Annotated in this window: 21 protein-coding genes; 9 read left to right on the top strand and 12 right to left on the bottom strand. The window is 69.9% G+C overall.

The window, feature by feature from the left end:
• Positions 1–51: 51 nt before the first annotated feature.
• Positions 52–558 carry an SseB family protein gene (locus tag ACWD4G_RS11815; protein WP_451292519.1) on the bottom strand — a complete coding sequence of 169 codons (507 nt, stop codon included), beginning with the start codon at positions 556–558 and terminating at the stop codon, positions 52–54.
• A gap of 159 nt (positions 559–717) precedes the next feature.
• On the opposite strand from ACWD4G_RS11815, the gene ACWD4G_RS11810 reads away from it, so the two are divergent.
• From ACWD4G_RS11810 to ACWD4G_RS11800, 3 genes are all read left to right on the top strand, one after another.
• A complete protein-coding gene (locus ACWD4G_RS11810; protein WP_451292518.1) occupies positions 718–2,559 on the top strand; it encodes an acyl-CoA dehydrogenase in 1,842 nt (613 codons plus the stop codon).
• Positions 2,560–2,926: 367 nt separating this feature from the next.
• Positions 2,927–4,225, top strand: a complete 1,299-nt coding sequence (locus ACWD4G_RS11805; RefSeq protein WP_451292517.1) for a M18 family aminopeptidase — start codon at positions 2,927–2,929, stop codon at positions 4,223–4,225.
• Between the two features lie 94 nt (positions 4,226–4,319).
• Positions 4,320–4,559 carry a DUF6458 family protein gene (locus ACWD4G_RS11800; protein WP_451292516.1) on the top strand — a complete coding sequence of 80 codons (240 nt, stop codon included), beginning with the start codon at positions 4,320–4,322 and terminating at the stop codon, positions 4,557–4,559.
• A 57-nt stretch (positions 4,560–4,616) separates the two neighbouring features.
• Here the strand turns inward: ACWD4G_RS11800 and ACWD4G_RS11795 are convergent, their stop codons facing one another.
• Both ACWD4G_RS11795 and ACWD4G_RS11790 read right to left on the bottom strand, forming a co-directional pair.
• A complete protein-coding gene (locus tag ACWD4G_RS11795) occupies positions 4,617–6,455 on the bottom strand; it encodes an NHL domain-containing thioredoxin family protein (protein WP_451292515.1) in 1,839 nt (612 codons plus the stop codon).
• Between the two features lie 97 nt (positions 6,456–6,552).
• Complete coding sequence (locus tag ACWD4G_RS11790; RefSeq protein WP_451292514.1) at positions 6,553–6,957, bottom strand: cupin domain-containing protein; 405 nt, start codon at positions 6,955–6,957, stop codon at positions 6,553–6,555.
• A 52-nt stretch (positions 6,958–7,009) separates the two neighbouring features.
• Here ACWD4G_RS11790 and ACWD4G_RS11785 point away from each other — a divergent pair, with 52 nt between their 5' ends.
• Together ACWD4G_RS11785 and ACWD4G_RS11780 are read left to right on the top strand one after the other, a co-directional pair.
• Entirely contained in the window at positions 7,010–8,044 is a 1,035-nt protein-coding gene (locus ACWD4G_RS11785; protein WP_451292513.1) for a helix-turn-helix domain-containing protein, read from the top strand.
• Positions 8,041–8,532, top strand: a complete 492-nt coding sequence (locus tag ACWD4G_RS11780; protein ID WP_451292512.1) for an LURP-one-related/scramblase family protein — start codon at positions 8,041–8,043, stop codon at positions 8,530–8,532. Before ACWD4G_RS11785 ends, ACWD4G_RS11780 begins: the two co-directional genes overlap by 4 nt.
• A 23-nt stretch (positions 8,533–8,555) precedes the next feature.
• On the opposite strand, the gene ACWD4G_RS11775 is transcribed toward ACWD4G_RS11780, so the two are convergent.
• Positions 8,556–9,374 carry a carbon-nitrogen family hydrolase gene (locus ACWD4G_RS11775; protein ID WP_451292511.1) on the bottom strand — a complete coding sequence of 273 codons (819 nt, stop codon included), beginning with the start codon at positions 9,372–9,374 and terminating at the stop codon, positions 8,556–8,558.
• 295 nt (positions 9,375–9,669) lie between these two features.
• On the opposite strand from ACWD4G_RS11775, the gene ACWD4G_RS11770 reads away from it, so the two are divergent.
• Entirely contained in the window at positions 9,670–10,494 is an 825-nt protein-coding gene (locus ACWD4G_RS11770) for a maleylpyruvate isomerase family mycothiol-dependent enzyme (RefSeq protein ID WP_451292510.1), read from the top strand.
• A 92-nt stretch (positions 10,495–10,586) separates the two neighbouring features.
• On the opposite strand, the gene ACWD4G_RS11765 is transcribed toward ACWD4G_RS11770, so the two are convergent.
• Both ACWD4G_RS11765 and ACWD4G_RS11760 read right to left on the bottom strand, forming a co-directional pair.
• Entirely contained in the window at positions 10,587–11,906 is a 1,320-nt protein-coding gene (locus tag ACWD4G_RS11765; RefSeq protein ID WP_451292509.1) for an MFS transporter, read from the bottom strand.
• Positions 11,903–12,577 (bottom strand): GntR family transcriptional regulator, encoded by a 675-nt coding sequence (locus tag ACWD4G_RS11760; RefSeq protein ID WP_451292649.1) that lies wholly within the window; start codon positions 12,575–12,577, stop codon positions 11,903–11,905. Before ACWD4G_RS11760 ends, ACWD4G_RS11765 begins: the two co-directional genes overlap by 4 nt.
• A gap of 475 nt (positions 12,578–13,052) precedes the next feature.
• Here ACWD4G_RS11760 and ACWD4G_RS11755 point away from each other — a divergent pair, with 475 nt between their 5' ends.
• The gene (locus ACWD4G_RS11755; protein ID WP_451292508.1) at positions 13,053–13,886 is read left to right on the top strand and encodes a D-alanyl-D-alanine carboxypeptidase family protein; all 834 of its coding nucleotides are present in this window, start codon (positions 13,053–13,055) and stop codon (positions 13,884–13,886) included.
• Positions 13,887–14,005: 119 nt separating this feature from the next.
• On the opposite strand, the gene ACWD4G_RS11750 is transcribed toward ACWD4G_RS11755, so the two are convergent.
• The 4 genes from ACWD4G_RS11750 to ACWD4G_RS11735 all read right to left on the bottom strand — a co-directional run bounded on the left by ACWD4G_RS11750 (position 14,006) and on the right by ACWD4G_RS11735 (position 19,892).
• A complete protein-coding gene (locus ACWD4G_RS11750; protein ID WP_451292507.1) occupies positions 14,006–15,511 on the bottom strand; it encodes a dihydrolipoamide acetyltransferase family protein in 1,506 nt (501 codons plus the stop codon).
• Between the two features lie 10 nt (positions 15,512–15,521).
• Positions 15,522–16,553, bottom strand: coding sequence for an alpha-ketoacid dehydrogenase subunit beta (locus tag ACWD4G_RS11745; protein ID WP_451292506.1), 1,032 nt, complete (start codon positions 16,551–16,553; stop codon positions 15,522–15,524).
• The gene (pdhA, locus tag ACWD4G_RS11740; protein ID WP_451292505.1) at positions 16,550–17,806 is read right to left on the bottom strand and encodes a pyruvate dehydrogenase (acetyl-transferring) E1 component subunit alpha; all 1,257 of its coding nucleotides are present in this window, start codon (positions 17,804–17,806) and stop codon (positions 16,550–16,552) included. The genes ACWD4G_RS11745 and pdhA overlap by 4 nt, the downstream gene beginning before the upstream one ends.
• A 496-nt stretch (positions 17,807–18,302) precedes the next feature.
• Positions 18,303–19,892 (bottom strand): protein kinase domain-containing protein, encoded by a 1,590-nt coding sequence (locus tag ACWD4G_RS11735; RefSeq protein ID WP_451292504.1) that lies wholly within the window; start codon positions 19,890–19,892, stop codon positions 18,303–18,305.
• Between the two features lie 433 nt (positions 19,893–20,325).
• On the opposite strand from ACWD4G_RS11735, the gene ACWD4G_RS11730 reads away from it, so the two are divergent.
• Entirely contained in the window at positions 20,326–21,978 is a 1,653-nt protein-coding gene (locus ACWD4G_RS11730; RefSeq protein WP_451292503.1) for a protein kinase domain-containing protein, read from the top strand.
• Positions 21,979–22,104: 126 nt separating this feature from the next.
• Here ACWD4G_RS11730 and ACWD4G_RS11725 read toward each other — a convergent pair whose 3' ends face one another.
• Entirely contained in the window at positions 22,105–22,650 is a 546-nt protein-coding gene (locus ACWD4G_RS11725) for a bacterial proteasome activator family protein (RefSeq protein WP_451292502.1), read from the bottom strand.
• 226 nt (positions 22,651–22,876) lie between these two features.
• Here ACWD4G_RS11725 and ACWD4G_RS11720 point away from each other — a divergent pair, with 226 nt between their 5' ends.
• Positions 22,877–23,296, top strand: coding sequence for a hypothetical protein (locus ACWD4G_RS11720; RefSeq protein WP_451292501.1), 420 nt, complete (start codon positions 22,877–22,879; stop codon positions 23,294–23,296).
• An 80-nt stretch (positions 23,297–23,376) separates the two neighbouring features.
• Here the strand turns inward: ACWD4G_RS11720 and ACWD4G_RS11715 are convergent, their stop codons facing one another.
• Complete coding sequence (locus ACWD4G_RS11715; RefSeq protein ID WP_451292500.1) at positions 23,377–24,357, bottom strand: NAD(P)H-quinone oxidoreductase; 981 nt, start codon at positions 24,355–24,357, stop codon at positions 23,377–23,379.
• Between the last annotated feature and the right edge of the window lie 196 nt (positions 24,358–24,553).

Here is a 24,553-nt window from a genome sequence, read left to right as displayed (position 1 = left end):
CACACGACCCGCACCCCGCAACGAACCCCAGCCCACCCTCCCCGACCGGACCTACCCGTACATCCTCCGCATGGCGAACTCGACCATCTGCTCCACAGCCTTCGCATCGAAAACCATCCGATGCTCCCCCTCCATGTCGAGGACGAACCCATACCCGGTCGGCAGCAGATCGATCACCTCCGCCCCGGTGATCACGAAGTACTTGGACTCCTTGCCCGCGTACCGACGGAGTTCCTTGAGCGAGGTGAACATCGGGATCACCGGCTGCTGGGTGTTGTGCAGCGCCAGGAACCCGGGGTTGTCGCCGCGCGGGCAGTACACCTTGGACGTCGCGAACACCTGCTGGAAGTCCTCGGCGGCCATCTGCCCGGTGGTGAACGCCCGCACCGCGTCCGCGAGCGAGGGCGGTGACGGCTCGGGATACAGCGGCGACTGCTGCCCGTAACCGCCGCCCATGGGGCCGCCGGGCATCTGCCCCGGCATCTGCTGCCCGGACATCGGCTGCTGCGGAGGGGCGTACTGCTGCTGAGTGCCAGCGCTCTGGTCGTAGCCGTACATGCGGCAAAGCGTAACGAGTCACAGATGGCCCGATCGGGGTTGCTTCTTATTACCGATGGGTAGCATCATCGACATACAAGCTACTTGCTGGTACGCGAGTACGTGATGAACCGCCGCGAGGATCAAGTGCCTCGCCGATCTCTCTACGGAGCCATCGCCATGGGGCACTACAAGTCGAACCTCCGCGACATCGAGTTCAACCTCTTCGAAGTACTCGGGCGCGACAAGCTGTACGGCACCGGCCCGTTCGCGGAGATGGACACGGAGACCGCCAAGAGCATCCTGGAGGAGCTGACCCGCCTCGCGGAGAACGAGCTGGCGGAGTCCTTCACCGACGCCGACCGCAACCCCCCGGTCTTCGACCCGGAGACCAACACCGCCCCGGTCCCGGCCTCCTTCAAGAAGAGCTACAAGGCCTTCATGGACTCGGAGTACTGGCGCCTCGGCGTCCCCGAGGCGATCGGCGGTACGACGGCTCCCCCGTCCCTGATCTGGTCGTACGCGGAGCTGATCCTCGGCGCCAACCCGGCCGTGTGGATGTACTCCTCCGGCCCGGCCTTCGCCGGCATCCTCCACGACGAGGGCAACGAGGTCCAGAAGAAGATCGCCAAGATCGCGGTGGAGCGGACCTGGGGTTCGACCATGGTGCTGACCGAGCCCGACGCGGGTTCGGACGTCGGCGCCGGGCGCACCAAGGCGATCCAGCAGGAGGACGGCTCCTGGCACATCGAGGGTGTGAAGCGGTTCATCACCTCCGGTGAGCACGACATGGAGGAGAACATCCTCCACTACGTCCTCGCCCGCCCCGAGGGCCACGGCCCCGGCACCAAGGGCCTGTCCCTCTTCCTCGTCCCGAAGTACCTGTTCGACTTCGAGACCGGTGAGCTGGGGATGCGCAACGGCGTCTACGCGACCAACGTCGAGCACAAGATGGGCCTCAAGGCGTCCAACACCTGCGAGATGACCTTCGGCGACCGCCACCCCGCCAAGGGCTGGCTGATCGGCGACAAGCACGACGGCATCCGCCAGATGTTCCGCATCATCGAGTTCGCCCGCATGATGGTCGGCACGAAGGCGATCTCGACCCTGTCGACGGGCTACCTGAACGCCCTTGAGTACGCCAAGGAGCGCGTCCAGGGCCCCGACCTCGCGAACTTCATGGACAAGACCGCGCCCAAGGTCACCATCACCCACCACCCCGACGTCCGCCGCTCGCTGATGACGCAGAAGGCGTACGCGGAGGGTATGCGGGCGCTGGTGCTGTACACGGCCTCCGTCCAGGACACCATCGCGGTCAAGGAGGCGGCCGGCGAGGACACCTCCGCCGAGCACGCCCTGAACGACCTGCTCCTCCCGATCGTCAAGGGCTACGGCTCCGAGAAGGGCTACGAGCAGCTCGCCCAGTCGCTGCAGACCTTCGGCGGCTCCGGCTTCCTGCAGGAGTACCCGATCGAGCAGTACATCCGCGACGCCAAGATCGACACCCTGTACGAGGGCACCACCGCGATCCAGGGCCAGGACTTCTTCTTCCGGAAGATCGTCCGCAACCAGGGCGCCGCGCTGAACTCCCTCGCCGAGGAGATCAAGAAGTTCCTGGCGCTCGGCGAGGGCGGCGAGGAGCTGGCCGGTGCCCGCGAGCACCTCGCCAAGGCCGCCGTGGAGCTGGAGTCGATCGTCGGTCTGATGCTCACCGACCTCGCGGCCACCGAGCAGGACGTCAGGAACATCTACAAGGTCGGCCTCAACACCACCCGCTTCCTCCTCGCCTCCGGCGACGTGGTCGTCGGCTACCTGCTCCTCAAGGGCGCCGCGGTCGCCGCCGAGAAGCTGGCCACGGCCTCGGCGAAGGCTGTGTCTGCCAAGGACGTGCCCTTCTACACCGGCAAGATCGCCGCCGCGAAGTTCTTCGCCGCCAACGTCCTCCCGGGTGTGACCCTGACCCGCAAGATCGCCGAGGGCACGGACCTGGACCTGATGAACCTGGACGAGGCGGCGTTCTGATCCGAAGCCCTGCACAGCTGCGGGCAGGCGTGGCTCTTGTAGCTGCGGGCTGTCGTAGCTGCGGGCATCGTGGCTGTCGTAGCTGCGGGCATCGTGCCGCTGGGGCGATGGGGGCACCCGCGGTGGGGGCACCTCCCGCTCGAACGAAGCTGAGAGTGGGGGAGGCACCCTGCAAGCGCCGGTAAGCGAAACCCACCCCCGCCCAGCCCCAGCCGCCGGGTGCCCAACCCATCGGCACCCCCGAGGTCGCGGTGCGGGACGGACCCTGCCCGTCCGTCCCGCACCGGATTGCCCGCTGGCACCCCTTGTCGAGGGCCCGTTCCCATCCCCCGGGAGCGGGCCCTCGAACGTCGTTAAGGTGAACTCCATGCGCACACCCCCACGCTTCGATCGCAGCCACACCGACGACCTCATGACCTTCCTGGCGGCGGGCCCCTCCCCGTACCACGCGGTGGCCGCCTCCGCGGAACGGCTGGAGAAGGCCGGCTTCCGACAGGTCTCGGAGACCGACGCGTGGGACGGCTCGCTCGGCGGCAAGTACGTGCTGCGCGGCGGCGCGATCATCGCCTGGTACGTCCCGGAGGGCGCCGCCCCCCACACCCCGTTCCGTATCGTCGGTGCCCACACCGACTCCCCCAATCTCCGGGTGAAGCCCCGCCCCGACAGCGGCGCCCACGGTTTCCGTCAGGTCGCCGTCGAGATCTACGGCGGCCCGCTCCTCAACTCCTGGCTCGACCGCGACCTCGGTCTCGCCGGCCGTCTCTCCCTGCGCGACGGCTCCAGCCGCCTGGTCAACATCGACAGACCCCTCCTGCGCGTCCCCCAACTCGCCATCCACCTCGACCGCTCGGTCACCTCCGAGGGTCTGAAACTCGACAAACAGCGCCACCTCCAGCCCATCTGGGGCCTCGGCGACGATGTCCGCGACGGCGACCTCATCGCCTTCCTGGAGCACGAACTGGGCCTGCCCGCCGGCGAGGTCACCGGCTGGGACCTGATGACCCACTCCGTCGAACCGCCCGCCTATCTGGGCCGCGACAAGGAACTCCTCGCCGGCCCCCGCATGGACAACCTCCTCTCCGTGCACGCCGGTACGGCGGCGCTCGCCGCGGTCGCCACCTCCGGTGACGACCTCCCCCACATCCCCGTCCTCGCCGCCTTCGACCACGAGGAGAACGGCTCCCAGTCCGACACCGGCGCCGACGGCCCGCTCCTCGGCGGCGTCATGGAGCGCTCGGTGTTCGCCCGCGGCGGCTCCTACGAGGACCGGGCCCGCGCCTTCGCCGGTACGGTCTGTCTCTCCTCGGACACCGGTCACGCCGTCCACCCCAACTACGCGGAGCGCCACGACCCGACGCACCACCCCCGCGCCGACGTCGGCCCGATCCTCAAGGTGAACGTCAACAACCGCTACGCCACGGACGGTTCGGGCCGTGCGATCTTCGCCGCCGCCTGCGAGCGGGCCGGTGTCCCCTTCCAGTCCTTCGTCTCCAACAACTCCATGCCCTGCGGCACCACCATCGGCCCCATCACCGCCGCCCGCCACGGCATCCGGACCGTCGACATCGGCGTCGCCATCCTCTCCATGCACAGCGCCCGCGAACTCTGCGGCGCCAAGGACCCCTACCTCCTCGCCAACGCCCTCGCCGCCTTCCTGGAGGGCTAGTTATCTCCGGGCCCATCGGGGTACCCGGCCCCGACCGGTAGGACACAGCGACCGGAACGGCCGGCCGACCCAACCGGACTGGGAGGGAACGCTCATGGGCCTGGGCGGGTGCATCATCCTGATCGCCGTGGGGGCCATCCTCACGTTCGCCACCGACTGGGACATGCAAGGGGTCAACCTCGACCTGGTCGGTGTCATCCTCATCGTCGTGGGACTGATCGGAACCGTGACGTTCAGCAGCATCGCGAGGCGGCGGCGCGTGGTGGTGCCACCGACGACCCCCGTCATCGACGACGACCGCCACCACCACCGCGACGGCTACCAGGGTTACTGACCGGCACCTGGGAGAGCCCACGGCCACGGGGCGGCCGTCACCCCGGTTCCCCGGCCCCTAGGGCCTCTCGTCCATCCCCGCCAGCACCAGCGGCAGTCGGTGCGCGCCCGCGGTCGTTATTCGAACCGGTACACCCCAGTCCTGCTGGTGGACATGGCAGGCCGGGTACTCGTTCCGGGGGTCGTCGTCGCAGGAGGCGGCCATCGCGGAGACGTGCAGGACGCCCTCGGATATGGAGGGGTTCAGCTCCAGCTCGCGTGAGAGGGCCGTGTCCGCGCCGTCGCCCTTGAGCAGCAGCTCGGGCGGCGTGGAGGAGACGAGCAGCCGGGTCGAGGGGCCGTAGCGGTCGTCGAGCTTCTGGCCGGGCGGCGCCTGGAACACCACGTCCAACCGGAGGCTGCCGGGCGCCACTTCGGTGGCCGCCCGCCGCGTGCGGTGGGCGACCGCCTCCACCCTCACCGCCTCCTCCGGCAGCCGCAGCCGGGTCAGCCGGTGGCGGGCGGACTCCACGACCACGATGTCCTCCCCGGCGAGCACCGCGTCACTGGGCTCCCTCAAGTCCGTGGCGAGCGTGGTGACCTCGTCCGTCGCCGGGTCGTAGCGGCGCAGGGCGTGGTTGTAGGTGTCGCTGACCGCCACCGAACCGTCCGGCAGGGCCGTGACCCCCAGCGGATGCTGGAGCAGCGCCTGTTCGGCCGCGCCGTCACGGTGCCCGAAGTCGAAGAGCCCGGTACCGACCGCCGTGTGGACCACCCCGTCCAGGTCCACCCATCTCAGCGCGGACGTCTCCGAGTCGGCCAGCCACAGCCGGTCGGCGGTGGCCGCGAGCCCCGACGGCTGAGCGAACCAGGCCTCGGTCCCCGGCCCGTCCACGAGCCCCTCGTTCGTCGTGCCCGCCGCCACGGCCACGGTGCAGTCGGCCGGATCGTAGGTCCACAGCTGGTGGACACCGGCCATGGCGATCCACACCTTGCCGCCGAACACCGCCACGTCCCACGGCGACGACAGGTCGATCTCCCACGCCGGCCCCGAGGTCGGCGAGCCCTGCCACCACTGGCGGCCCGTACCCGCGAGGGTCGTGACATGCCCGGTGTCCGGGTCGAGTCGGCGCAGAGCGTGGTTCACGGTGTCGGCGACGACCACGTCACCGCCGTCCAGCAGCGTCAGCCCCTGGGGCTCGCTGAAGCGGGCGTGGTCGGCGGGGCCGTCCACGAAACCGCGCTCCCCGGTCCCGTAGTGCCGTACGACGGTCTCGCCGTCCGGGGCCAGCCGGACCAGGCGGTGCCGGGTGGTGTCGCTGACGAGGAAGTCGCCGTCCGGCAGGAGCAGGGCCTTGCCGGGGAAGCGCAGCACCGTCGGCTCGGGCTCGGATGGAACATACGGCCCGTCGCCCCGCCGCAGGGTGCCCTTCGCCCCGTGCTCGGCCTCCAGTTCGGTGACCAGCCTCTCGATGGCGTGGACATGGCCCTCGCCGGCGTGCTGGGCGACCACGTATCCCTCCGGGTCGATCACCACGAGCGTGGGCCAGGCCCGTACCGCGTACTGCTTCCAGGTGGCGAGCTCCGGGTCGTCGAGTACGGGGTGCTCCACCTCGTACCGCTCCACGGCGTCGACCACCGCCCCGTGCTCGGCCTCGTGCACGAACTTCGGCGAGTGCACGCCGATGACCACCACCGTGTCCCGGTGCTTGTCCTCAAGGTGGCGCAGCTCGTCCAGGACATGCAGACAGTTGATGCAGCAGAACGTCCAGAAATCCAGCACCACTATCTTTCCCCGCAGGTCAGCGAGGGTGTACTGCTTCCCGCCCGTGTTCAGCCAGCCGCCCTTCCCGATCAGCTCGGGGGCGCGGACACGGGCACGGCGGTGTGCCGGGTGCTTGGTCGTGGAGTCGTTCATGGGTCCAGACTGCCACTTGCGCGAGATCCGTTCGCGAGCCTGTGGATAACTCCGCGCACCGGCCTGTGGACAACTCCGGCGGGTGGGCTGTCGCCGGTCAGTTCAGCGCGTGTCCGGTCGTCGCGTCCACATGATCGGGGATCTCGTCGTGGCGGTCTCCGACGGTGAGGGTGCCGGTGGGTTCGAGGACGAGGATGGCGGCGCGGGCCGGGGCGTAGGGCTTGTGTTCGGTGCCTCGGGGGACGGTGAAGACCGAGCCCCTGGGCAGGACGACCGTGCGTTCACCGGTGGCCTCGCGCAGCGAGATGTGCAGCTCGCCGTCGAGGACCAGGAAGAACTCGTCGGTGTGGTCATGGGTGTGCCAGAGGTGCTCCCCCTCGACCTTGGCCACCCGGACGTCGTAGTCGTTGACCGTGGTGACGATGCGGGGGCTCCACAGGGTGTCGAAGGAGGCGAGGGCGTCGGACAAGGAGATGGGCTCGGTGGCTTCCGTGGATTCCATACGATCATCGTGCGGCGTGGTGGCACGGCCCTACGAGTGCTAGGAATCGCACATGCCGCAAGAATCCTCGCAGCGCTCACCACACGGTGGCCCGGCCCCGTCGCCCGCCGCCCCACATCGCGTCGCCGTGATGGTCGACGAGGCCACCAATCCCTTCGAGGTCGGGGTGGCGACGGAGCTGTTCGGGCTGCCGCGGCCCGAGTTGGGGCTGCCGGGACCGTTGTACGAGGTGACGCTGTGCACACCGGCACCCGAGGTGCGGATGAACCACGGGTTCTTCACTCTGACCGGGGCGGCCGGCCTGGACGCGGTCGACGACGCGGACACGCTTGTCGTACCGGGCCGCCCGGACAACGTGGTGCCGCGCGCCCCCGCCGTCCTCGACGCCGTCCGGCGCACCCACGCGCGCGGGGCGCGTGTCGTGAGCTTCTGCACCGGGACATTCGCGCTGGCCGAGGCGGGCATTCTCGACGGACGCCGGGCCGCCACCCACTGGCGCTGGGCCGATGCCTTCCGCGAACGGCATCCGAAGGTCCTGCTGGAACCCGATGTGCTCTATGTCGACGAGGGCGACGTGTTGAGTTCGGCCGGAAGCGCCGCGTCGCTCGATCTCGGACTGCACATCTGGCGCCGGGACCACGGCGCCGAGATCGCCAACCATGTCTCCCGCCGTCTGGTCTTCGCCGCCCATCGCGACGGCGGGCAGCGGCAGTTCGTCGAGCGGCCCGTTCCGCATATTCCGGACGAGTCCCTGACGCCCGTGCTGGTGTGGGCCCAGGAGCGGCTGGACCGACCCCTCTCCGTCGCGGACCTCGCCGCGCGGGCGGCCGTCTCGCCCGCGACCCTGCACCGCCGCTTCCGCGCCCAACTCGGCACGACCCCCCTCGCCTGGCTGATCGCGGAACGCGTCACCCTGGCCCGGCGCCTCATCGAACGCGGTGAGGAACGCCTCGACGTGGTCGCCGAGCGCAGCGGGCTCGGCACCGCCGCCAACCTCCGCGCGCGGCTGCGCCAGGAGACCGGGCTGAGCCCTTCGGCCTACAGACGACGTTTCGGAGCGGGCACCGGGGAACCTCTGGACGCATGAGATTCCTCGTACGCGACCGAATCCTCGGCATCGGTGACGACTACTGGATCGAGGACGAGCACGGCAGAAAGGCCTTCCTCGTCGACGGCAAGGCCATGCGGCTGCGGGACACCTTCGAGCTGAAGGACACCCAGGGACGGGTTCTGATCGACATCCGTCAGAAGATGTTCGCCTTGCGCGACACCATGGTGATCGAACGCGACGGCGAACCCCTGGCCACCGTCCGCCGCAAACGCCTGTCACTCCTGCGCAACCACTACCGGGTGGCCTTGGCGGACGGCCGCACGGAACTGGACGTCAGCGGCAAGGTCCTGGACCGCGAGTTCGCCGTCGAGTACGAGGGCGAACTCCTCGCCGTCGTCTCCCGCCGGTGGCTGCACATCCGGGACACCTACGGCCTGGACGTCGTCCGGGACGACGCCGACCCGGCGCTGCTGATCGCGGTGACGGTGTGCGTGATCCATCTCGCGGAGAAGGACCGGGGGTAAGCACCAGAGGCACGGGGCCCGGCTCAGCGGCGCGGTGCCTCGACCCCCAGGAGCCTGTCCTTCAGGGCCGGGAACTGCTCCCGTGTCGTCGCGACCTTCGCCGGATCGAACTCCACCGTGAGGACCTGCTCCTCCGAACCGGCCTCGGCCAGTACCTCACCCCAGGGATCGACCACGATCGAGTGACCGGCCTGGGGAACTCCCGCATGCGTACCGGCCGTTCCGCAGGCGAGAACGAACGCCTGGTTCTCGACGGCCCGGGCCTGGGCGAGGAGCGTCCAGTGCGCGCGGCGGCGCTCCGGCCAGCCCGCCGACAGCACGAAGGTCTCGGCCCCGGCGTCGACGAGACCGCGGAAGAGCTCGGGAAAGCGGAGGTCGTAGCAGGTGGCGATACCGAGGACGGTGCCCGGCAGCCGTACGGTCACCAGGTCGCGCCCCGCACCCATCAGCACGGCCTCGCCCTTGTCGAAGCCGAAGCGGTGGATCTTGCGGTAGGCGGCGGCCAGTTCACCGGAGGGGGAGAAGACCAGGGACGTGTTGTAAAGGGGGCCGCCACTCGCGGCGGAGCCGCTCTCGGACGGGGTCCGCTCGGGGATCGAGCCGGCGTGCAGCCAGACGCCCGCGTCGCTCGCCGCCTTGGCCATCGCCTCGTACGTGGGCCCGTCGAGCGGCTCGGCCTCCTCGGCGAACGCCTCGTACGAGAACGCGCCGGTGGTCCACAGCTCCGGCAGGACGACGAGATCGGCACCGGCCTGCTCCCGCACCAGCGACGCCACCCGCCGCCTGCGTGATTCGACCGATTCGTCCTCGTCTACACCGATCTGGATCAGCGAGGCGCGCACACTACCACCGTCCTGGCATTCGAGCTGTCCATACCCGCCTACGATCGTCACACGAAAGCACTGCCGGGGTGCCCCACAGCAGCGTAACTTAACGTTCCACAGCACCCACCGACAGCCGCCGACGCCCGCTCACCACCGTCAACCCGCACACCGATCGTCGTCAACGCACGTATAACGACGCCCACACCGACCGCCGTCAACCCGCACTCCCACTCGCCGCCGTCAACGCCGACGCCCCCAACGAGAACCGTCCACCACGTACCGACCGTACCGACCGCCCGAGGGGTCCCGTTCCGTGAGTCTGCATCCCACTCTTCAGCCCTACGCCGACGCCTGGACCCACTCAGTGGACGCGATATCCGAGCTGGTGACACCGCTCGTGGAGGGCGAGTGGAACAGGCGTACGCCATGCCCCGGCTGGTCGGTACGCGATGTGGTCTCCCATGTGATCGGCATGGACTGCGAGATGCTCGGCGACCCGCGGCCGATCCACACCCTCCCGCGCGACCTGTACCACGTACGGACCGAGCACCAGCGGTACATGGAGATGCAGGTCGACGCCCGTCGGCACCACACCGCGCCGGAGATGACGTCCGAGCTGGAGTACACGATCATCCGCCGCAACCGCCAGCTGCGGAACGAGTCGCGGACGCCGGACCACAAGGTGCGCGGCCCGCTCGGCACGGAGCTGGCGCTGGAACAGGCCATGCGCAACCGCGCGTTCGACGTGTGGGTCCATGAGCAGGACCTGCGGGCGGCGCTCGGACAGCCGGGGAACCTGGACTCGCCGGGCGCGCACATCGTCCGCGACGAGCTGCTGTCCGTGCTGCCGAAGGTCATCGCGGAGGACGCTCAGGCGCCGCGCAGTTCGGCCGTCGTGTTCGACGTGCACGGGCCCGTCGAGTTCATCCGCACGGTCCGCGTGGACATGCAGGGCCGCGGCACCCTGGAGACCTCCCCGGCCCTCGGTCCGGCCGCCACCCTCACCCTCGACTGGGAGACCTACGTCCGGCTGGCCTGCGGCCGGGTCACCGCGGATCTGGTCGCCGACCGCATCAAGGCCGAGGGCGACCCCCAGCTGATCGCGGCGATCCTCCACTCCTTCGCGGTGACGGTGTAACGACCGGCCTCCAGGAGCACGCCCCTTACACCGCCGTACCGGTACCCCACGGGCACCGGTAGGCCCCGCCGTCGCGGCGGCGCGTCACGTCCTTACGCCGGTACGTGCACCGTCTCCACCCGGCTCGCCACCAGGCGTTCCCGCTCGCGGCGGGCCGCCCGCCCCCTCAGACGGAAGATCTGGGTCAGGCCCAGAGCCTGGAGGACGAAGACGGCGGAGAAGGCGATGGCGTAGTTGTCGTCGGTCAGGTCGAGGAGGACGCCGACCGCCAGCAGAGTCGTCATGGAGGCCACGAAACCACCCATGTTGGTGATCCCGGAGGCGGTTCCCTGACGCTCCGGCGGGTTCGCCGGGCGGGCGAAGTCGAAGCCGAGCATGGAAGCGGGGCCACAGGCGCCGAGGACCACACAGAGGGTGATCAGCAGCCACATCGGGGCGTGGTCGCCGGGGTAGACGAGCGTGGTCGCCCAGACCGTCGCCGTCGCCAGAACCGTGCCCAGCGCCAGCGGCAACCGCGCGGCGTGATGCCGGGCCACCACCTGGCCGTACACCAGTCCGACCATCATGTTGGAGAGGACGACCAGGGTGAGCAGATCACCGGCGGTGGCCCGGCTCAGCCCCTGCGCCTGGACCAGGAACGGCAGCCCCCACAGCAGCAGGAACACCATCGCCGGGAACTGCGTGGTGAAGTGCACCCACAGCCCGAGCCGGGTCCCCGGCTCCCGCCAGGACGCCGCGATCTGCCGCCGCACATACGCCGCCCCCTGGTGCGGCACCGGCTCCGGCGCGTGCCCCTCCGGGTGGTCCTTCAGGAAGAGCAGCGTCAGGACGAGCACCACGACACCGGCGGCCGAACTGCCCGCGAACGCCGCCGTCCAGCCCACCCCGTGCAGCAGCCGGGCCAGCACGAGCGTCGAGACCAGGTTGCCCGCCATACCGGCCAGCCCAGCGAACTGCGCGATCATCGGCCCGCGCCGGGCCGGGAACCACCGGGTGCCGAGCCGCAGCACACTGATGAAGGTCATCGCGTCGCCGCAGCCCAGCAGCACGCGCGAGGCAAGGGCGGTGCCGTACGACGGCGACAGCGCGAAGCCGAGTTGGCCGGCCGTGAACAGCAGCACGCCCAGGGTCAGCACCTTCTTGGTGCCGAGCCGGTCGACCAGCAGGCCGACGGGTATCTGCATGCCCGCGTAGACCAGCAGCTGGAGTATGGAGAACGTCGACAGGGCGGAGGCGCTGACATGGAAGCGCTCGGCGGCGTCGAGGCCGGCGACCCCCAGCGACGTACGGAAGATGACGGCGACGAAGTAGACCGAGACGCCTGTGCCCCAGACGGCGAGGGCGCGGCGGCCACCGGGTGGGTCGCCGGGGAGGGACGCGGAGGACGACGAGGATATGCCCGCGCGGCTCAACGGACCTCCCCCCGAGCCAGGTTCGAGAACCAGTTGACGTGCCGGTGGACCAGGCCCACGGCCGTCTCCGCGTCACCGGCGCGCAGCGCCTGGAGGATCTCCTCGTGCTCGACGAGCGTCTTGGTGACCCGGTCGGGGTGGGCGTGCATCACGGCGACACCCATGCGCAACTGCCGGTCGCGGAGCTGGTCGTAGAGGCGGGAGAGGATCTCGTTGCCGCCGCTGCGGACGATCTCGGCGTGGAAACAGCGGTCGGTGACGGCCGCGCCCGCCAGATCTCCGGCCGCCGCCTGCTCCTTCTGCCGCTCCAGCAGCTCCTCCAGACGGGCGATGAGCTGCGGCGACGCCGGCACCGTCTTGCGGACCGCGTGCTCCTCGACCAGCTGCCGCGTCTCGACCACATCCGCGATCTCCTGCGCGGAGACCGGCAGGACCAGGGCGCCCTTCTTCGGGTAGAGCTTGATCAGCCCCTCGACCTCCAGCCGCAGCAGCGCCTCGCGCACCGGGGTCCGTGACACCCCGACCGCCTCGGCCAGCTCGCCCTCGGTGAGCAGGGTGCCGCCCTCGTAACGGCGCTCCAGGACGCCCTGTTTGACATGGGAGTAGACGCGGTCGGCGGCGGGGGGCTGTTTCACGGGGGCGTCGGAAGTCCTGGTCTCGGTCGCGGTCATGGTCGTGGGTGCGGTCGCGGTGGTTCGGCGGGATGTGGTCATGGGCGACGCTGAGGGCATGGCCACAGCATAGATACAACACGTACGCATCGCCGGTTCCGTCCACGATCCGGAACGAGACCACCCCCGGCCGGCTCGCCCCTCCCGAACCTGCCGCCCCCGAAACGCTCCTACGGCCTCCCCGGGCCCCCCTTCAAAGCTCTTTCGAAACTCCTTCGAAACCACACCCGGAACTGTCACGCACCTATCGAAGCGCTGTCGGGTGGACCAGAATTGACCCCCGCCTCAACCACCGCACAACCTTTTGTGCTACTCACTTGTCACACGAGAAGCGGCCGTGCTCTGCCCACGATGTCGGCACCCAAGTGGCCGCGCTCCACAGACATTTGACGCAACTGGGGTACTTGACTTGATTACCGCCATAAAGGGCGCGCGTGTCCGCAGAGCCACTGCCGTCGTCGTGACCTCCGGTGCGATGATCGCGACCGGAGTGATCAGCTCCGCTCCCGCGCAGGCCGCTGTCGCGAAGCCCACGATCAATGCCAAGGGCGGGTTCGTGATCAACCCGGCCACCGGCAAGAGCTGGGGCAAGACCGCGAACACCACGCGTGCCACCGGCTCCACCACGAAGATCATGACCGCCAAGGTCGTGCTGTCGCAGAAGAACCTGAACCTGGACGCCAAGGTCACGATCCAGAAGGCGTACAGCGACTACATCGTCAAGAACACGGCGTCCTCCGCCCGCCTGATCGTCGGCGACAAGGTCACCGTCCGTCAGCTGCTCTACGGGCTGATGCTGCCGTCGGGCTGCGACGCCGCGTACGCCCTCGCCGACAAGTTCGGTACGGGCTCGACGCGTGCGGCGCGGGTGAAGTCGTTCATCGGCAAGATGAACACGATGGCCAAGAGCCTCAAGATGACGAACACGAAGTTCGACTCGTTCGACGGCATCAGCAACGGCTCGAACTACTCGACGCCGAAGGACCTCACGACCCTCGCCCGGAACGTGATGAAGAACTCCACGTTCAAGACGATCGTGAAGACCAAGTCGTACACGGCCAAGACGATCACCAAGTCCGGCGGCACCCGCACGATGCCGACCTGGACGAACACCAACCCGCTGCTGACCACCTACTCGGGCACGATCGGCGTCAAGACCGGCTCGGGCACCCAGGCCAAGTACTGCCTCGTCTTCGCCGCCACCCGCAACGGCAAGACGATCTACGGCACGGTCCTCACCGCCTCCTCCGCCGACAACCGCCTCGCAGACGCCAAGAAGCTCCTGAACTACGGCTTCGCGGCGCTGTAGGACCGCACGTCAGGAGCCCGCACGTCAGGAGCCTCGACAGCTCCCCGTGAGACAAGCGCAAGGGGCCCACCGCACACCGCGGTGGGCCCCTTCCTTGTGTGCCTATCGGCCGAGAACCCTCACGCCCAGGTCATCAGCCTCTTCGGCTGTTCCAGAATCGCCGCCACGTCCGCCAGGACCTTCGCGCCCAACTCCCCGTCCACCAGCCGGTGGTCGAAGGAGAGCGCCAGGGTCATCACCTGGCGGGGCTTCACCTTGCCCTTGTGGACCCACGGCTGGGGCTTGATCGTGCCGACCGCGAGGATCGCGGACTCACCGGGGTTGAGGATGGGTGTGCCGGTGTCGACGCCGAAGACGCCGACGTTGGTGATGGTGACCGTGCCACCCTGCATCGCGGCCGGAGACGTACGGCCGTCCTTCGCCGTCGAGACCAGCTCACCCAGCGACTCGGCCAGTTGCGGCAGCGTCTTCGCGTGGGCGTCCTTGATGTTCGGCACGATCAGCCCGCGCGGGGTGGCCGCGGCGATACCGAGATTCACGTAGTGCTTGACCACGATCTCCTGGGCGGCCTCGTCCCACGACGCGTTGATGTCGGGGTGGCGCTTGATCGCCACCAGCAGGGCCTTGGCGATCAGCAGCAGCGGGTTCACCCGCAGCCCCTGGAACTCCTTGTCCTGCTTGAGCTCCTCGACCAGCTTCATCGTGCGCGTCACGTCGACCGTCACGAACGTGGACGCGTGCGGCGCCGTGAACGCCGAGCCGACCATCGCCGCGGCCGTCGCCTTGCGGACGCCCTTGATGGGAATACGGGTCTCACGGGCACTGTCGTACGACGCGGCCACCGGCGCCGGGGCCCCGGCCGGCACCCTGACCCCGGACGCACCGGCCTCGGGCGCTTCCACCGGGGCGGCGGCCGACGCCGTCACCGGCTCGGGCGCCGTCGGCGGGGCCACCGCCGCATGGACGTCCTCGCGGGTGATGACGCCGTCCGGGCCGGACGGGGTGACCGAGGCCAGGTCGACCCCGAGGTCCTTCGCCAGCTTGCGCACCGGCGGCTTCGCCAGCGGCCGCGGCTGCGCGCCACCCCCGTGACCGTTCAACTCGCCCTGGACGCCCTGGAGTGCCGTGGCGCCGTACAGGGTGTCCTCGGCGGGAGCCGCCAGGGCGGGCACACCCCGGCGGGGGCGACGCTTGGTGGACGACTCGGCGACGCCGTACCCGACGAGCACCGGCTTGCGCCCCTCGGGCTTGGCGGGGGCGGCCGGCTTGGTCTCCGGCCCCGGCGCGGCCTCGGCGGCAGCCCGGGGCGCCTCCTCGGCGGGGGCCGCACCACCCCCGGCCACCTCAGCGGCAGCGCCACCGCCCCCGGCCACCTCCACCGCGATGATCGACGTACCGACGTCGACCGTGGTGCCCTCGGCGAAGTGCAGCGCGCGGACGACACCGTCGTACGGGATCGGCAGTTCGACCGCGGCCTTGGCCGTCTCGACCTCGCAGACGACCTGGCCGTCGGTGACCGAGTCACCGGGCTGGACGTACCACTTGAGGATCTCGGCCTCGGTGAGCCCCTCGCCCACGTCGGGCATCTTGAACTCGCGCAGAGACGTGTCTGTCATCGTCGTCAAGGCCTCTCCCTCAGTACGCCAGCGAGCGGTCGACGGCGTCGAGCACACGGTCCAGACCCGGCAGGTACTCCTCCTCCAGGCGGGCCGGCGGGTACGGGGCGTGATAGCCGCCGACCCTGAGCACCGGGGCCTCCAGGTGGTAGAAGCAGCGCTCCGTGATCCGGGCGGCGATCTCCGCGCCCGAGCCGAAGAACACCGGGGCCTCATGGACCACGACCAGCCGGCGGGTCTTCTCCACGGAGGCCTGGATCGAGTCGAAGTCCAGCGGGGAGACCGACCTGAGGTCCAGGACCTCCAGGGACTTGCCCTCCTCCGCGGCCGCGTCGGCGACCTCCTGGCAGAGCTTGACCATGGGGCCGTACGCGACGAGCGTGAGGTCCGTGCCCTCCCGGACCACCCGGGCCTTGTGCAGGGGGCCGGGGATGGCGTCCGGGTTGACCTCGGCCTTGTCCCAGTAGCGGCGCTTCGGCTCGAAGAAGATCACCGGGTCGTCGCTCTGGATGGCCTGCTGCATCATCCAGTAGGCGTCCGAGGCATTGGAGGGACTGACCACCTTCAGGCCCGCGACATGCGCGAACAGCGCCTCCGGGGACTCCGAGTGGTGCTCCACCGCGCCGATGCCGCCGCCGTAGGGGATACGGACGACGACGGGGAGCTTGACCTTGCCCAGGGAGCGCGCGTGCATCTTCGCGAGCTGGGTGACGATCTGGTCGTACGCCGGGAAGACGAAGCCGTCGAACTGGATCTCGACCACCGGGCGGTAGCCCCGCAGGGCGAGGCCGATGGCCGTGCCGACGATGCCGGACTCGGCGAGCGGGGTGTCGATGACGCGCTCCTCGCCGAAATCCTTCTGCAGGCCGTCGGTCACCCGGAACACACCGCCGAGCTTGCCGACGTCCTCACCCATGACGAGGACCTTGGGGTCCGTTTCGAGGGCCTTGCGCAGCGATTCGTTGATCGCCTTGGCGATCGCCATGCTCTTCGGCGCGGACGCCGCCCCCTCGGCCGACACCGAGGCCGTTGCCGCGGTCCGTGTGGTCATCGCTGCTCCCCCTCCTCTACATCCACGTCGGCGAACGAGGCCTGGTACGCGGCGAACTGCGCGCGCTCCTCGTCCACGAGCGCGTGGCCGTCCGCGTACACGTTCTCGAAGACGGCGAAGTGGTCCGGGTCGGGCATGGCACGCACCACTTCGCGCACTCGCCTTCCCAACGCCTCGCTCTCCTCTTCGAGTTCCGCGAAGAATCCCTCGTTCGTGTCAGTTTCGGACTCCAGATAGCCGCGCAGGCGTGCGATCGGGTCCTTCGCCTCCCACGCCACCCGCTCCTCGTCGTGCCGGTAGCGGGTCGGGTCGTCGGAGGTGGTGTGGGCGCCCATGCGGTACGTGTACGCCTCGACGAGGGTGGGGCCCTCGCCGCGCCGGGCCCGGTCCAGCGCCCACTTGGTGACCGCGAGACAGGCGAGGACGTCATTGCCGTCGACGCGGACACCGGGGAAGCCGAAGCCCTGGGCACGCTGGTAGAGCGGGACCCGGGTCTGCTTCTCGGTGGGCTCGGAGATCGCCCACTGGTTGTTCTGGCAGAAGAACACGACAGGTGCGTTGTAGACCGCGGAGAAGGTGAACGCCTCCGCGACATCGCCCTGGCTGGAGGCGCCGTCGCCGAAGTAGGCGATGACCGCGGAGTCCGCGCCGTCCTTGGCGACACCCATCGCGTAGCCGGTGGCGTGCAGCGCCTGGGAGCCGATGACGATCGTGTAGAGGTGGAAGTTGTTGCTGTTCGGGTCCCAGCCGCCGTTGTTCACACCGCGGAACATGCCGAGCAGATTGGTCGGGTCGACTCCCCTGCACCAGGCGACCCCGTGCTCCCGGTAGGTCGGGAAGACGTAGTCGTCCGCGCGGGTGGCCCGTCCGGAGCCGATCTGGGCGGCCTCCTGGCCGAGCAGCGAGGCCCACAGCCCCAGCTCGCCCTGGCGCTGCAGGGAGGTGGCCTCGGCGTCGAACCGCCGGGTGAGGACCATGTCGCGGTACAGACCGCGCAGCTCATCGGGGGTGATGTCGGCGACGTACGGGTCGTACGGGGCGGTGTCCGCGTTCTTGACGCGCTTGCCCTCGGGTGTCAGCAGCTGGACGAGCTCGGGTTCGGTGCCGGGCTGGTCCTTGGCGGCGGCGCTGGTCGTCTTCTTCGCAGTGGTGCGCTTGGTGCCGGTGGTGCCGGCCGCCTTGCCACCAGTGGTGCCGGTCTTGCCTGCGGCGCTGCGTCGCGGCTTGCGCGCGGCAGTGCTCTCCACGGTCACGTGTGCTCCTCCGTCGGTCCGGCCCCCGGGATTGCCGGAGACCTGGGGTTCCCCCCAGCTCGTTCAGAGCCTGGGAAGCGACTCGCCTGGTCCCGGAATCCGTGCACGGGGTGGGTGCCCTGGCCGGGAACAGACGTGACAGGTGCCCCGGCGAGCGCCCTGCACAAGGCACGTTACCCAGTGCCACACATTCCTGTGAAACCCCTCCTGACCTGCGTTTTTCCTTGGATTTCCAAGTAATTCGGTACTCGGACGTCCAGGTAAGTGGCGCCTGTCGGGAACTGTTGCTGGTCACAGCACTGGTTACAGCCTCGCAGGGGGCCGGAACACCGGCACGTTATCCCGGCCACCCCCGGCTCGGGAAGAGTTCGCCGTACGGCCTCGTCGGCGAAAAAAGAGGGAGCGCGCCCGGTGTGTCGGGCGCGCTCCTCAGGGTTCGTCGTACCGAACGGATCTCGATCCGCCCGCTCGGCGGTGCTCGCGACGGCCGCTCGGGTCAGTTGCCGTCGGCGCCGCCCACGACGCCCTCGGTCACCGTGCCGCCGTCGTCGCCGCCGTCACCGCCGCTGCCGTCGTCGGGCGTGGTCTCCTCCGCTGTGGGCGTCGACTCGTCCGCCGTGGGCGTCGGCTCCTCCGTGACCGTCTCGGTGTCGGTGGGCTCCTCGGTCGGCTGGGTCTCGGGCGCGGAGGGGCTGTAGGTCGGGGACGGCGTGTACGACGGGGTGTAGTTCGAGCCGTCGCCCGAACCGGTGTTCTCCTCCGTCGCCTCCTCGGTCGGCTGCTCGCTGGGCGACTCGGTGCTCTCCTCGTCCTTGCTGGACGAGGAGACCGTGGGCGACGGCGTGGTGTCCGTGCCGCCGCCGGTGTTGTCGCCCTGGTTCAGCGCGAGGGCGACGCCCGCCGCGATGGCGATCACCGCGAGGACGGCCAGAATCCAGAGCTTGCCGCGACCGCTGCCGCGGTTGCCGTGCCCCTCGAAGCCGCCGTCGTCCCGGCCACCGCCGCCATAGCCCGGGATGATCGGCTGCGGGATCTGGGAGGTGCCCATGTCACCGGGGTGCGGCATGACCGTCGTACCGGACATACCGCCCGGCGGGGTGTGCCGGCCGTCGTGCGCCGCGACCGGGCCCGTGTTCCAGGTGCCGGTGTGGCTGCCCTGGTCGTACAGCATCTGCAGGCCGTACTGGACCAGGCCGCGCATCTCCTCGGCGCTCTGGAAGCGGTCGTCGGGCTCCTTGGCGAGGGAGCGCATGGCGAGGCCGTCGAGCTCCGGCGGCGCCCCCTCGGTGACCTCGGAGGGCGGGGTCGGGATGTCCTGGACGTGCTGGTAGACCACCGACAGCGGGGTCTCGCCGACGAACGGCGGGCGCAGCGCGAGCAGTTCGTAGAGCAGACAGCCCGTCGCGTACAGGTCGGAGCGGTGGTCGACGGCCTTGCCGAGCGCCTGCTCCGGGGAGAGGTACTGGGGCGTGCCCATGACCATGCCGGTCTGCGTCATCGTGGTGGACGCGCCGTGCAGGGCGCGCGCGATGCCGAAGTCCATCACCTTCACCGCGCCGTTGGTGGTGATGATGACGTTGGCCGGCTTGATGTCACGGTGCACGATGCCGTGCTGGTGGGAGTACGCCAGTGCCTCAAGGACACCGGAGACGATGATCAGCGCCTGCTCCGGGCCGGGTGCCTCGGCGTTGAGCAGCAGGTCACGGATGGTGCGGCCCTCGACCAGCTCCATCACGATGTACGGCACGGAGGTGCCGCCGACCACGTCCTCGCCGGAGTCGTAGACCGCCACGATCGCGTGGTGGTTGAGGCCGGCGACGGACTGTGCCTCGCGGGTGAAGCGGGCCTTGGAGACGGGGTCCTCGGCCAGATCGGAGCGGAGCAGCTTGACCGCGACCGTACGGCCGAGGCGTACGTCCTCGGCCGCGAACACCTCGGCCATGCCACCCCGGCCGAGTCTGCCGGTCAGCCGGTAACGGCCGTCGCCGACAAGCCCGCCGTTGCCCCACGACTCCGGCGCGTCTGACATTCCGCCGCCAGTCGCCTCGGGGTCGGACGGGCCCTGAGAGCGCTGCTGCTGTGCCATCGGTCCTCGCCGTCGTTTCTGCCCGCGGTCCGCGCGGTTCTTGTTACGGTCTCCCTCGGCCACGCTACAGCCTTCACGCAAGGGGCCGGTCCGAGTTGGATGTGAGACGGGTTCCGCTCGGATTCCGCTCGGGCGCGAGAGGGGTTCCGGTCGGATTCGGGGCGTGATCAACGTTGATCGGCCATCAAACCCGCCGGGCGCGCAGTCGTGCAAGTTCTGTGTACCGGGCGTACGCCCCCTGTAACGCTTCCGCGACGCTTCTTTCGCGTACGGTCACGGAACGGGCACCGCGCTTGACGTGTCAGTGCCCTGCGGCAGACTTGGCCTGGAATAGCACAAAGGATCACCAGGATGGTCGGGGATCGTGAGGATCACCGACCGCGGGGGCCGCGTCAGTTCGGCGCTCGCGCGCGCCGATGGGGGACGCAGGAAGATGAGCCAGGACGCCGCACAGGGCCGGTACGCGGGGCGTTCGCTCGCCGGCGGCCGCTATCAGCTGCGTGACCTGCTCGGCGAGGGCGGTATGGCATCCGTCCACCTCGCGTACGACGCGGTGCTCGACCGGCAGGTCGCGGTCAAGACACTGCACACCGAGCTCGGCCGTGAGCAGGCCTTCCGTGAGCGTTTCCGCCGTGAGGCCCAGGCCGTGGCGAAGCTCACCCACACCAACATCGTCTCGGTCTTCGACACCGGCGAGGACGAGGTCGACGGGCTGACGACGCCGTACATCGTCATGGAGTACATCGAGGGCAAGCCGCTCGGCTCGGTCCTCGACGCGGACATCCGGCAGCAGGGCGCGATGCCCGCCGACAAGGCGCTGAAGATCACCGCCGATGTGCTGGCGGCGCTGGAGATCAGCCATGAGATGGGCCTGGTCCACCGGGACATCAAGCCGGGCAACGTGATGATGACCAAGCGCAATGTCGTCAAGGTCATGGACTTCGGCATCGCGCGCGCCATGCAGTCCGGGGTGACGTCGATGACGCAGACCGGCATGGTCGTCGGCACCCCGCAGTACCTCTCGCCCGAGCAGGCCCTCGGCCGCGGTGTGGACGCCCGGTCCGATCTGTACTCGGTCGGCATCATGCTGTTCCAGCTGACCACCGGGCGGCTGCCGTTCGAGGCGGACTCCCCGCTGGCGATCGCGTACGCCCACGTCCAGGAGGAGCCGGTCGCCCCCTCCTCGATCAACCGTTCCCTTCCGCCGGCCGTCGACGCCCTGGTCGCCCGTGCGCTGAAGAAGAACCCGAACGAGCGGTTCCCGAGCGCCGAGGCGATGCGCGACGAGTGCCTGAGGGTCGCCGCGTCCCTGCAGGCCGTCGCGCCGAGCATCGTGCCGGGCGCGCAGACGGCGAACGGCGCCGGGGTCTCCTCGGCCGTCTTCCCGCCGGTCGACCAGACGGCTCCGCCGCAGTCGGGCGGTGTCCAGATGCCGTACACGCCGCCGTCCCAGGCGGGCGCCTTCGGTCCGTCGACGCCCGCGCCGACCCCGGCGCCGTCGTACGGCTATCCGCAGCAGGGCGGGTACCAGACCCCGCCGCAGACCGCCGCGTACGCGCCGCAGCAGGGTGTCGCCACTCCGCCGCCGTACAACATCACTCCGCAGCAGTCCTCGCTGTCGGCGGGGCGTTCCGGGGGCGGCAAGAGCAACAAGGGTGTCGTCATCGGCGCGATCGCGGTCTCGATCATCGCGATCGGCGGTCTGGTCACAGCGGTCGCGATGAACAGCGGCAGCGAGTCCGGGGGCGGCGACAACAACGCGAGCGCCTCCCCCTCCCCGACCGTGGAAGAGGGGCACAAGGGGCCCGACACCACCAAGGTCATCGACAAGACCGAGTGCACGGAGCCGACGGAGTCGTACAACGACCCCGACAAGATCATGCTCCCCGACTTCACCTTCAAGAACATCGACTCGGTGAAGGAGTGCCTCCAGGCCGCGGGCTGGCAGTACGACACCCAGGAAGTCGACGAGAACACTTACGGCGAGGGCACGGTCATGGAGCAGTACCCCTCGGCGGACGAGGACGTCGACCCCAAGGACATGGCGACGATCATCCTGAAGGTGTCCACGGGGAACCCGGCGTAGGCCTGCGGCGCCGGGCCGCGCTCGTGTGAGCCCAGGGCGTAGGAAGGGCCCGGCACGTGAGGTGCCGGGCCCTTTCGTACGTCGGTGGGGGGCGGGGGTGGCCTCCCTCGGAGGCCGGGCGGGGGTTTAGAGGTACGGGCCGCCGGAGCGGCCGAGCGTGCGGGGGTCGTCGTCGCCGTCGTGGCCGCCGACACCCGGCGGGAGAGCGCGGCGCATCTGCTCCAACTGGGCCCGCGCCGCCATCTGCTGGGCGAACAGCGTCGTCTGAATCCCGTGGAAGAGACCTTCGAGCCAGCCGACCAACTGGGCCTGCGCGATCCGCAGTTCCGCGTCGCTGGGGATGGCCTCGTCGGTGAAGGGGAGCGAGAGCCGCTCCAGCTCCTCGACCAACTCCGGCGCCAGGCCGTCCTCCAGCTCCTTGACCGAACTGGCGTGGATCTCCTTCAGCCGGGCCCGGCTCGCCTCGTCGAGGGGCGCCACCCGCACCTCTTCGAGCAACTGCTTGATCATGCTGCCGATCCGCATGACCTTGGCGGGCTGCTCCACCATGTCCGTCACCGGGACCTCGCGGGAGTCCTCGTCTCCTCCGCCGCCACCCACCGCCATTCCGTCCTGGCCCACGACCAGGATCTGGGGCTGTTCGGGGGACCGTTCGTTCCTCGGCATCTCCATGCCGCCATTCTCTCGCACACCGACACCTCACCACCGTGCTGCCCCCGACGCGGGGTGATCCACCGTTTACGTACAAGGCGTTCGCGTCGGGGGTGGTGTGTTCGGGCAAGGTGGGGGTTCAGGCGGTGGGGTGTTCGGGCGGTGGGTTGTTCGGGCGGGTTCGGGTCGAGATGCCGGGGTGGCGGGGGCGTGTGACGCTGAGGGCGTGGCTCCTTGCGTTCGCTCCGTGCGGCTGACGGGACTGGTTCTCGTCGCGGGACTGCTCCTGGTCCTCGTGGCGGGAACGGTGCCGTACGGGTACGCCGCCGGTCCCGACCCCGCCACCTCGTGGGCGGGCAGCCGCGCGGGCGAGGGGCGGGAGCGGCCGGGGCGGCAGGGGATCGACCCCACGGAGCCGGAGGAGGCCGACCCCAGCGCGAACGCCGACTCGTCCGAGGCTCCCGGCGAACCGGACGGCCCGGAGGCGGGTGTGTCCCCCGAGCCGTCGCAGAACGCCGCCCTGCCCGTACCGTCGTACGGCGCCCGCAACGGCCACAGCACCCCCGACGAGCAGGTCCTGCGGGCCCTCGCCCTCGGCGGCGGCCTGATCCTGATGGGCCTGGGCCTCGGCCTCGCCTTCGTGGGACTGCGCATACGCCGCACCTGAACGCCGGAGCCGTCGTACGGGGTCGGGGCCCCGCTCTGTCACAGGTCCGGCTCTGTCACGGCGGGTGCCGGGCGGTGCTGTTACGGCACCACCAGCAGCACCTTGCCCACGTGGCCGCTCTCCTCCAGTACGCGGTGGGCCGTGGCCGCGTCGTTCATGGGGATCTCGCGGTCGACGACCGGCCGTACATGGCCGCCCTCGATCAGGGGCCACACATGTTCGCGTACGGCGGCGACGATGGCCGTCTTCTCCTCAAGGGGCCGGGCGCGCAGCGAGGTGGCGCTGATGGCGGCGCGCTTGGCGAGGAGGGCGCCGATGTTCAGCTCGGCCTTGACGCCGCCCTGGAGGCCGATCACGGCGAGACGGCCGTTGACGGCGAGGACCTTGACATTGCGGTCGAGGTATTTGGCCCCCATGTTGTCGAGGACGACATCCGCGCCCTTGCCGTCGGTGGCCCGGCGCACCTCCTCGACGAAGTCCTGCTCGCGGTAGTCGATCAGGATGTCGGCACCCAGGGCGGCACACCGTTCGAGCTTCTCCTTGGTGCCCGCGGTGACCGCGACCGTCGCACCGACCGCCTTCGCGAGCTGGATGGCCATGGTGCCGATACCGCTGGAGCCGCCGTGCACGAGGAGGGTCTCGCCGGGGCGGAGGTGGGAGATCATGAAGACGTTCGACCAGACCGTGCAGGTCACCTCGGGGAGGGCGGCGGCCTGCTTGAGGTCGAGGCCGGAGGGTACGGGCAGCAGCTGGCCGACCGGGACGACGACCTTCTCCGCGTAGCCGCCGCCCGAGAGCAGCGCGCACACCTCGTCGCCGACGGCCCATCCGGAGACGCCGGTCCCGATCGCCGCGATCCGGCCGGAGCACTCCAGGCCGGGGTAGGGGGAGGCGCCCGGGGGCGGGTTGTAGAACCCCTGCCGCTGCAGCAGATCGGCCCGGTTCACGGCGCCGGCCGTCACCTCGACGAGCACTTCCCCCTCACCGGGCACCGGATCGGCCACCTCGGCCCACACCAACGCCTCGGGCCCACCGGGTTCAGAAATCGTGATCGCATACATGGCGCCGACGCTACTCCCCGGCCTCGCGCCGGTCCCTACGCCTCCGGGACCGGCTCCGCCGCCCCGTTTCTGCTGCGTGGGCGCCCCAGGGCGGGTCTGCGTCCCCGGTTGTATCCGTCTGGCCCCTTGGTCCTCATCGAGATGCATTCCTCTGGTGGGGGAGCGAGTGTGGAGGGTGCGGCCCCGTGGACGGGGG

The organism is Streptomyces sp. NPDC002643 (assembly GCF_053592555.1).
The sequence above is the reverse complement of the archived record's forward strand: the minus strand, read 5'-3'. Positions and strand labels throughout refer to the sequence as shown.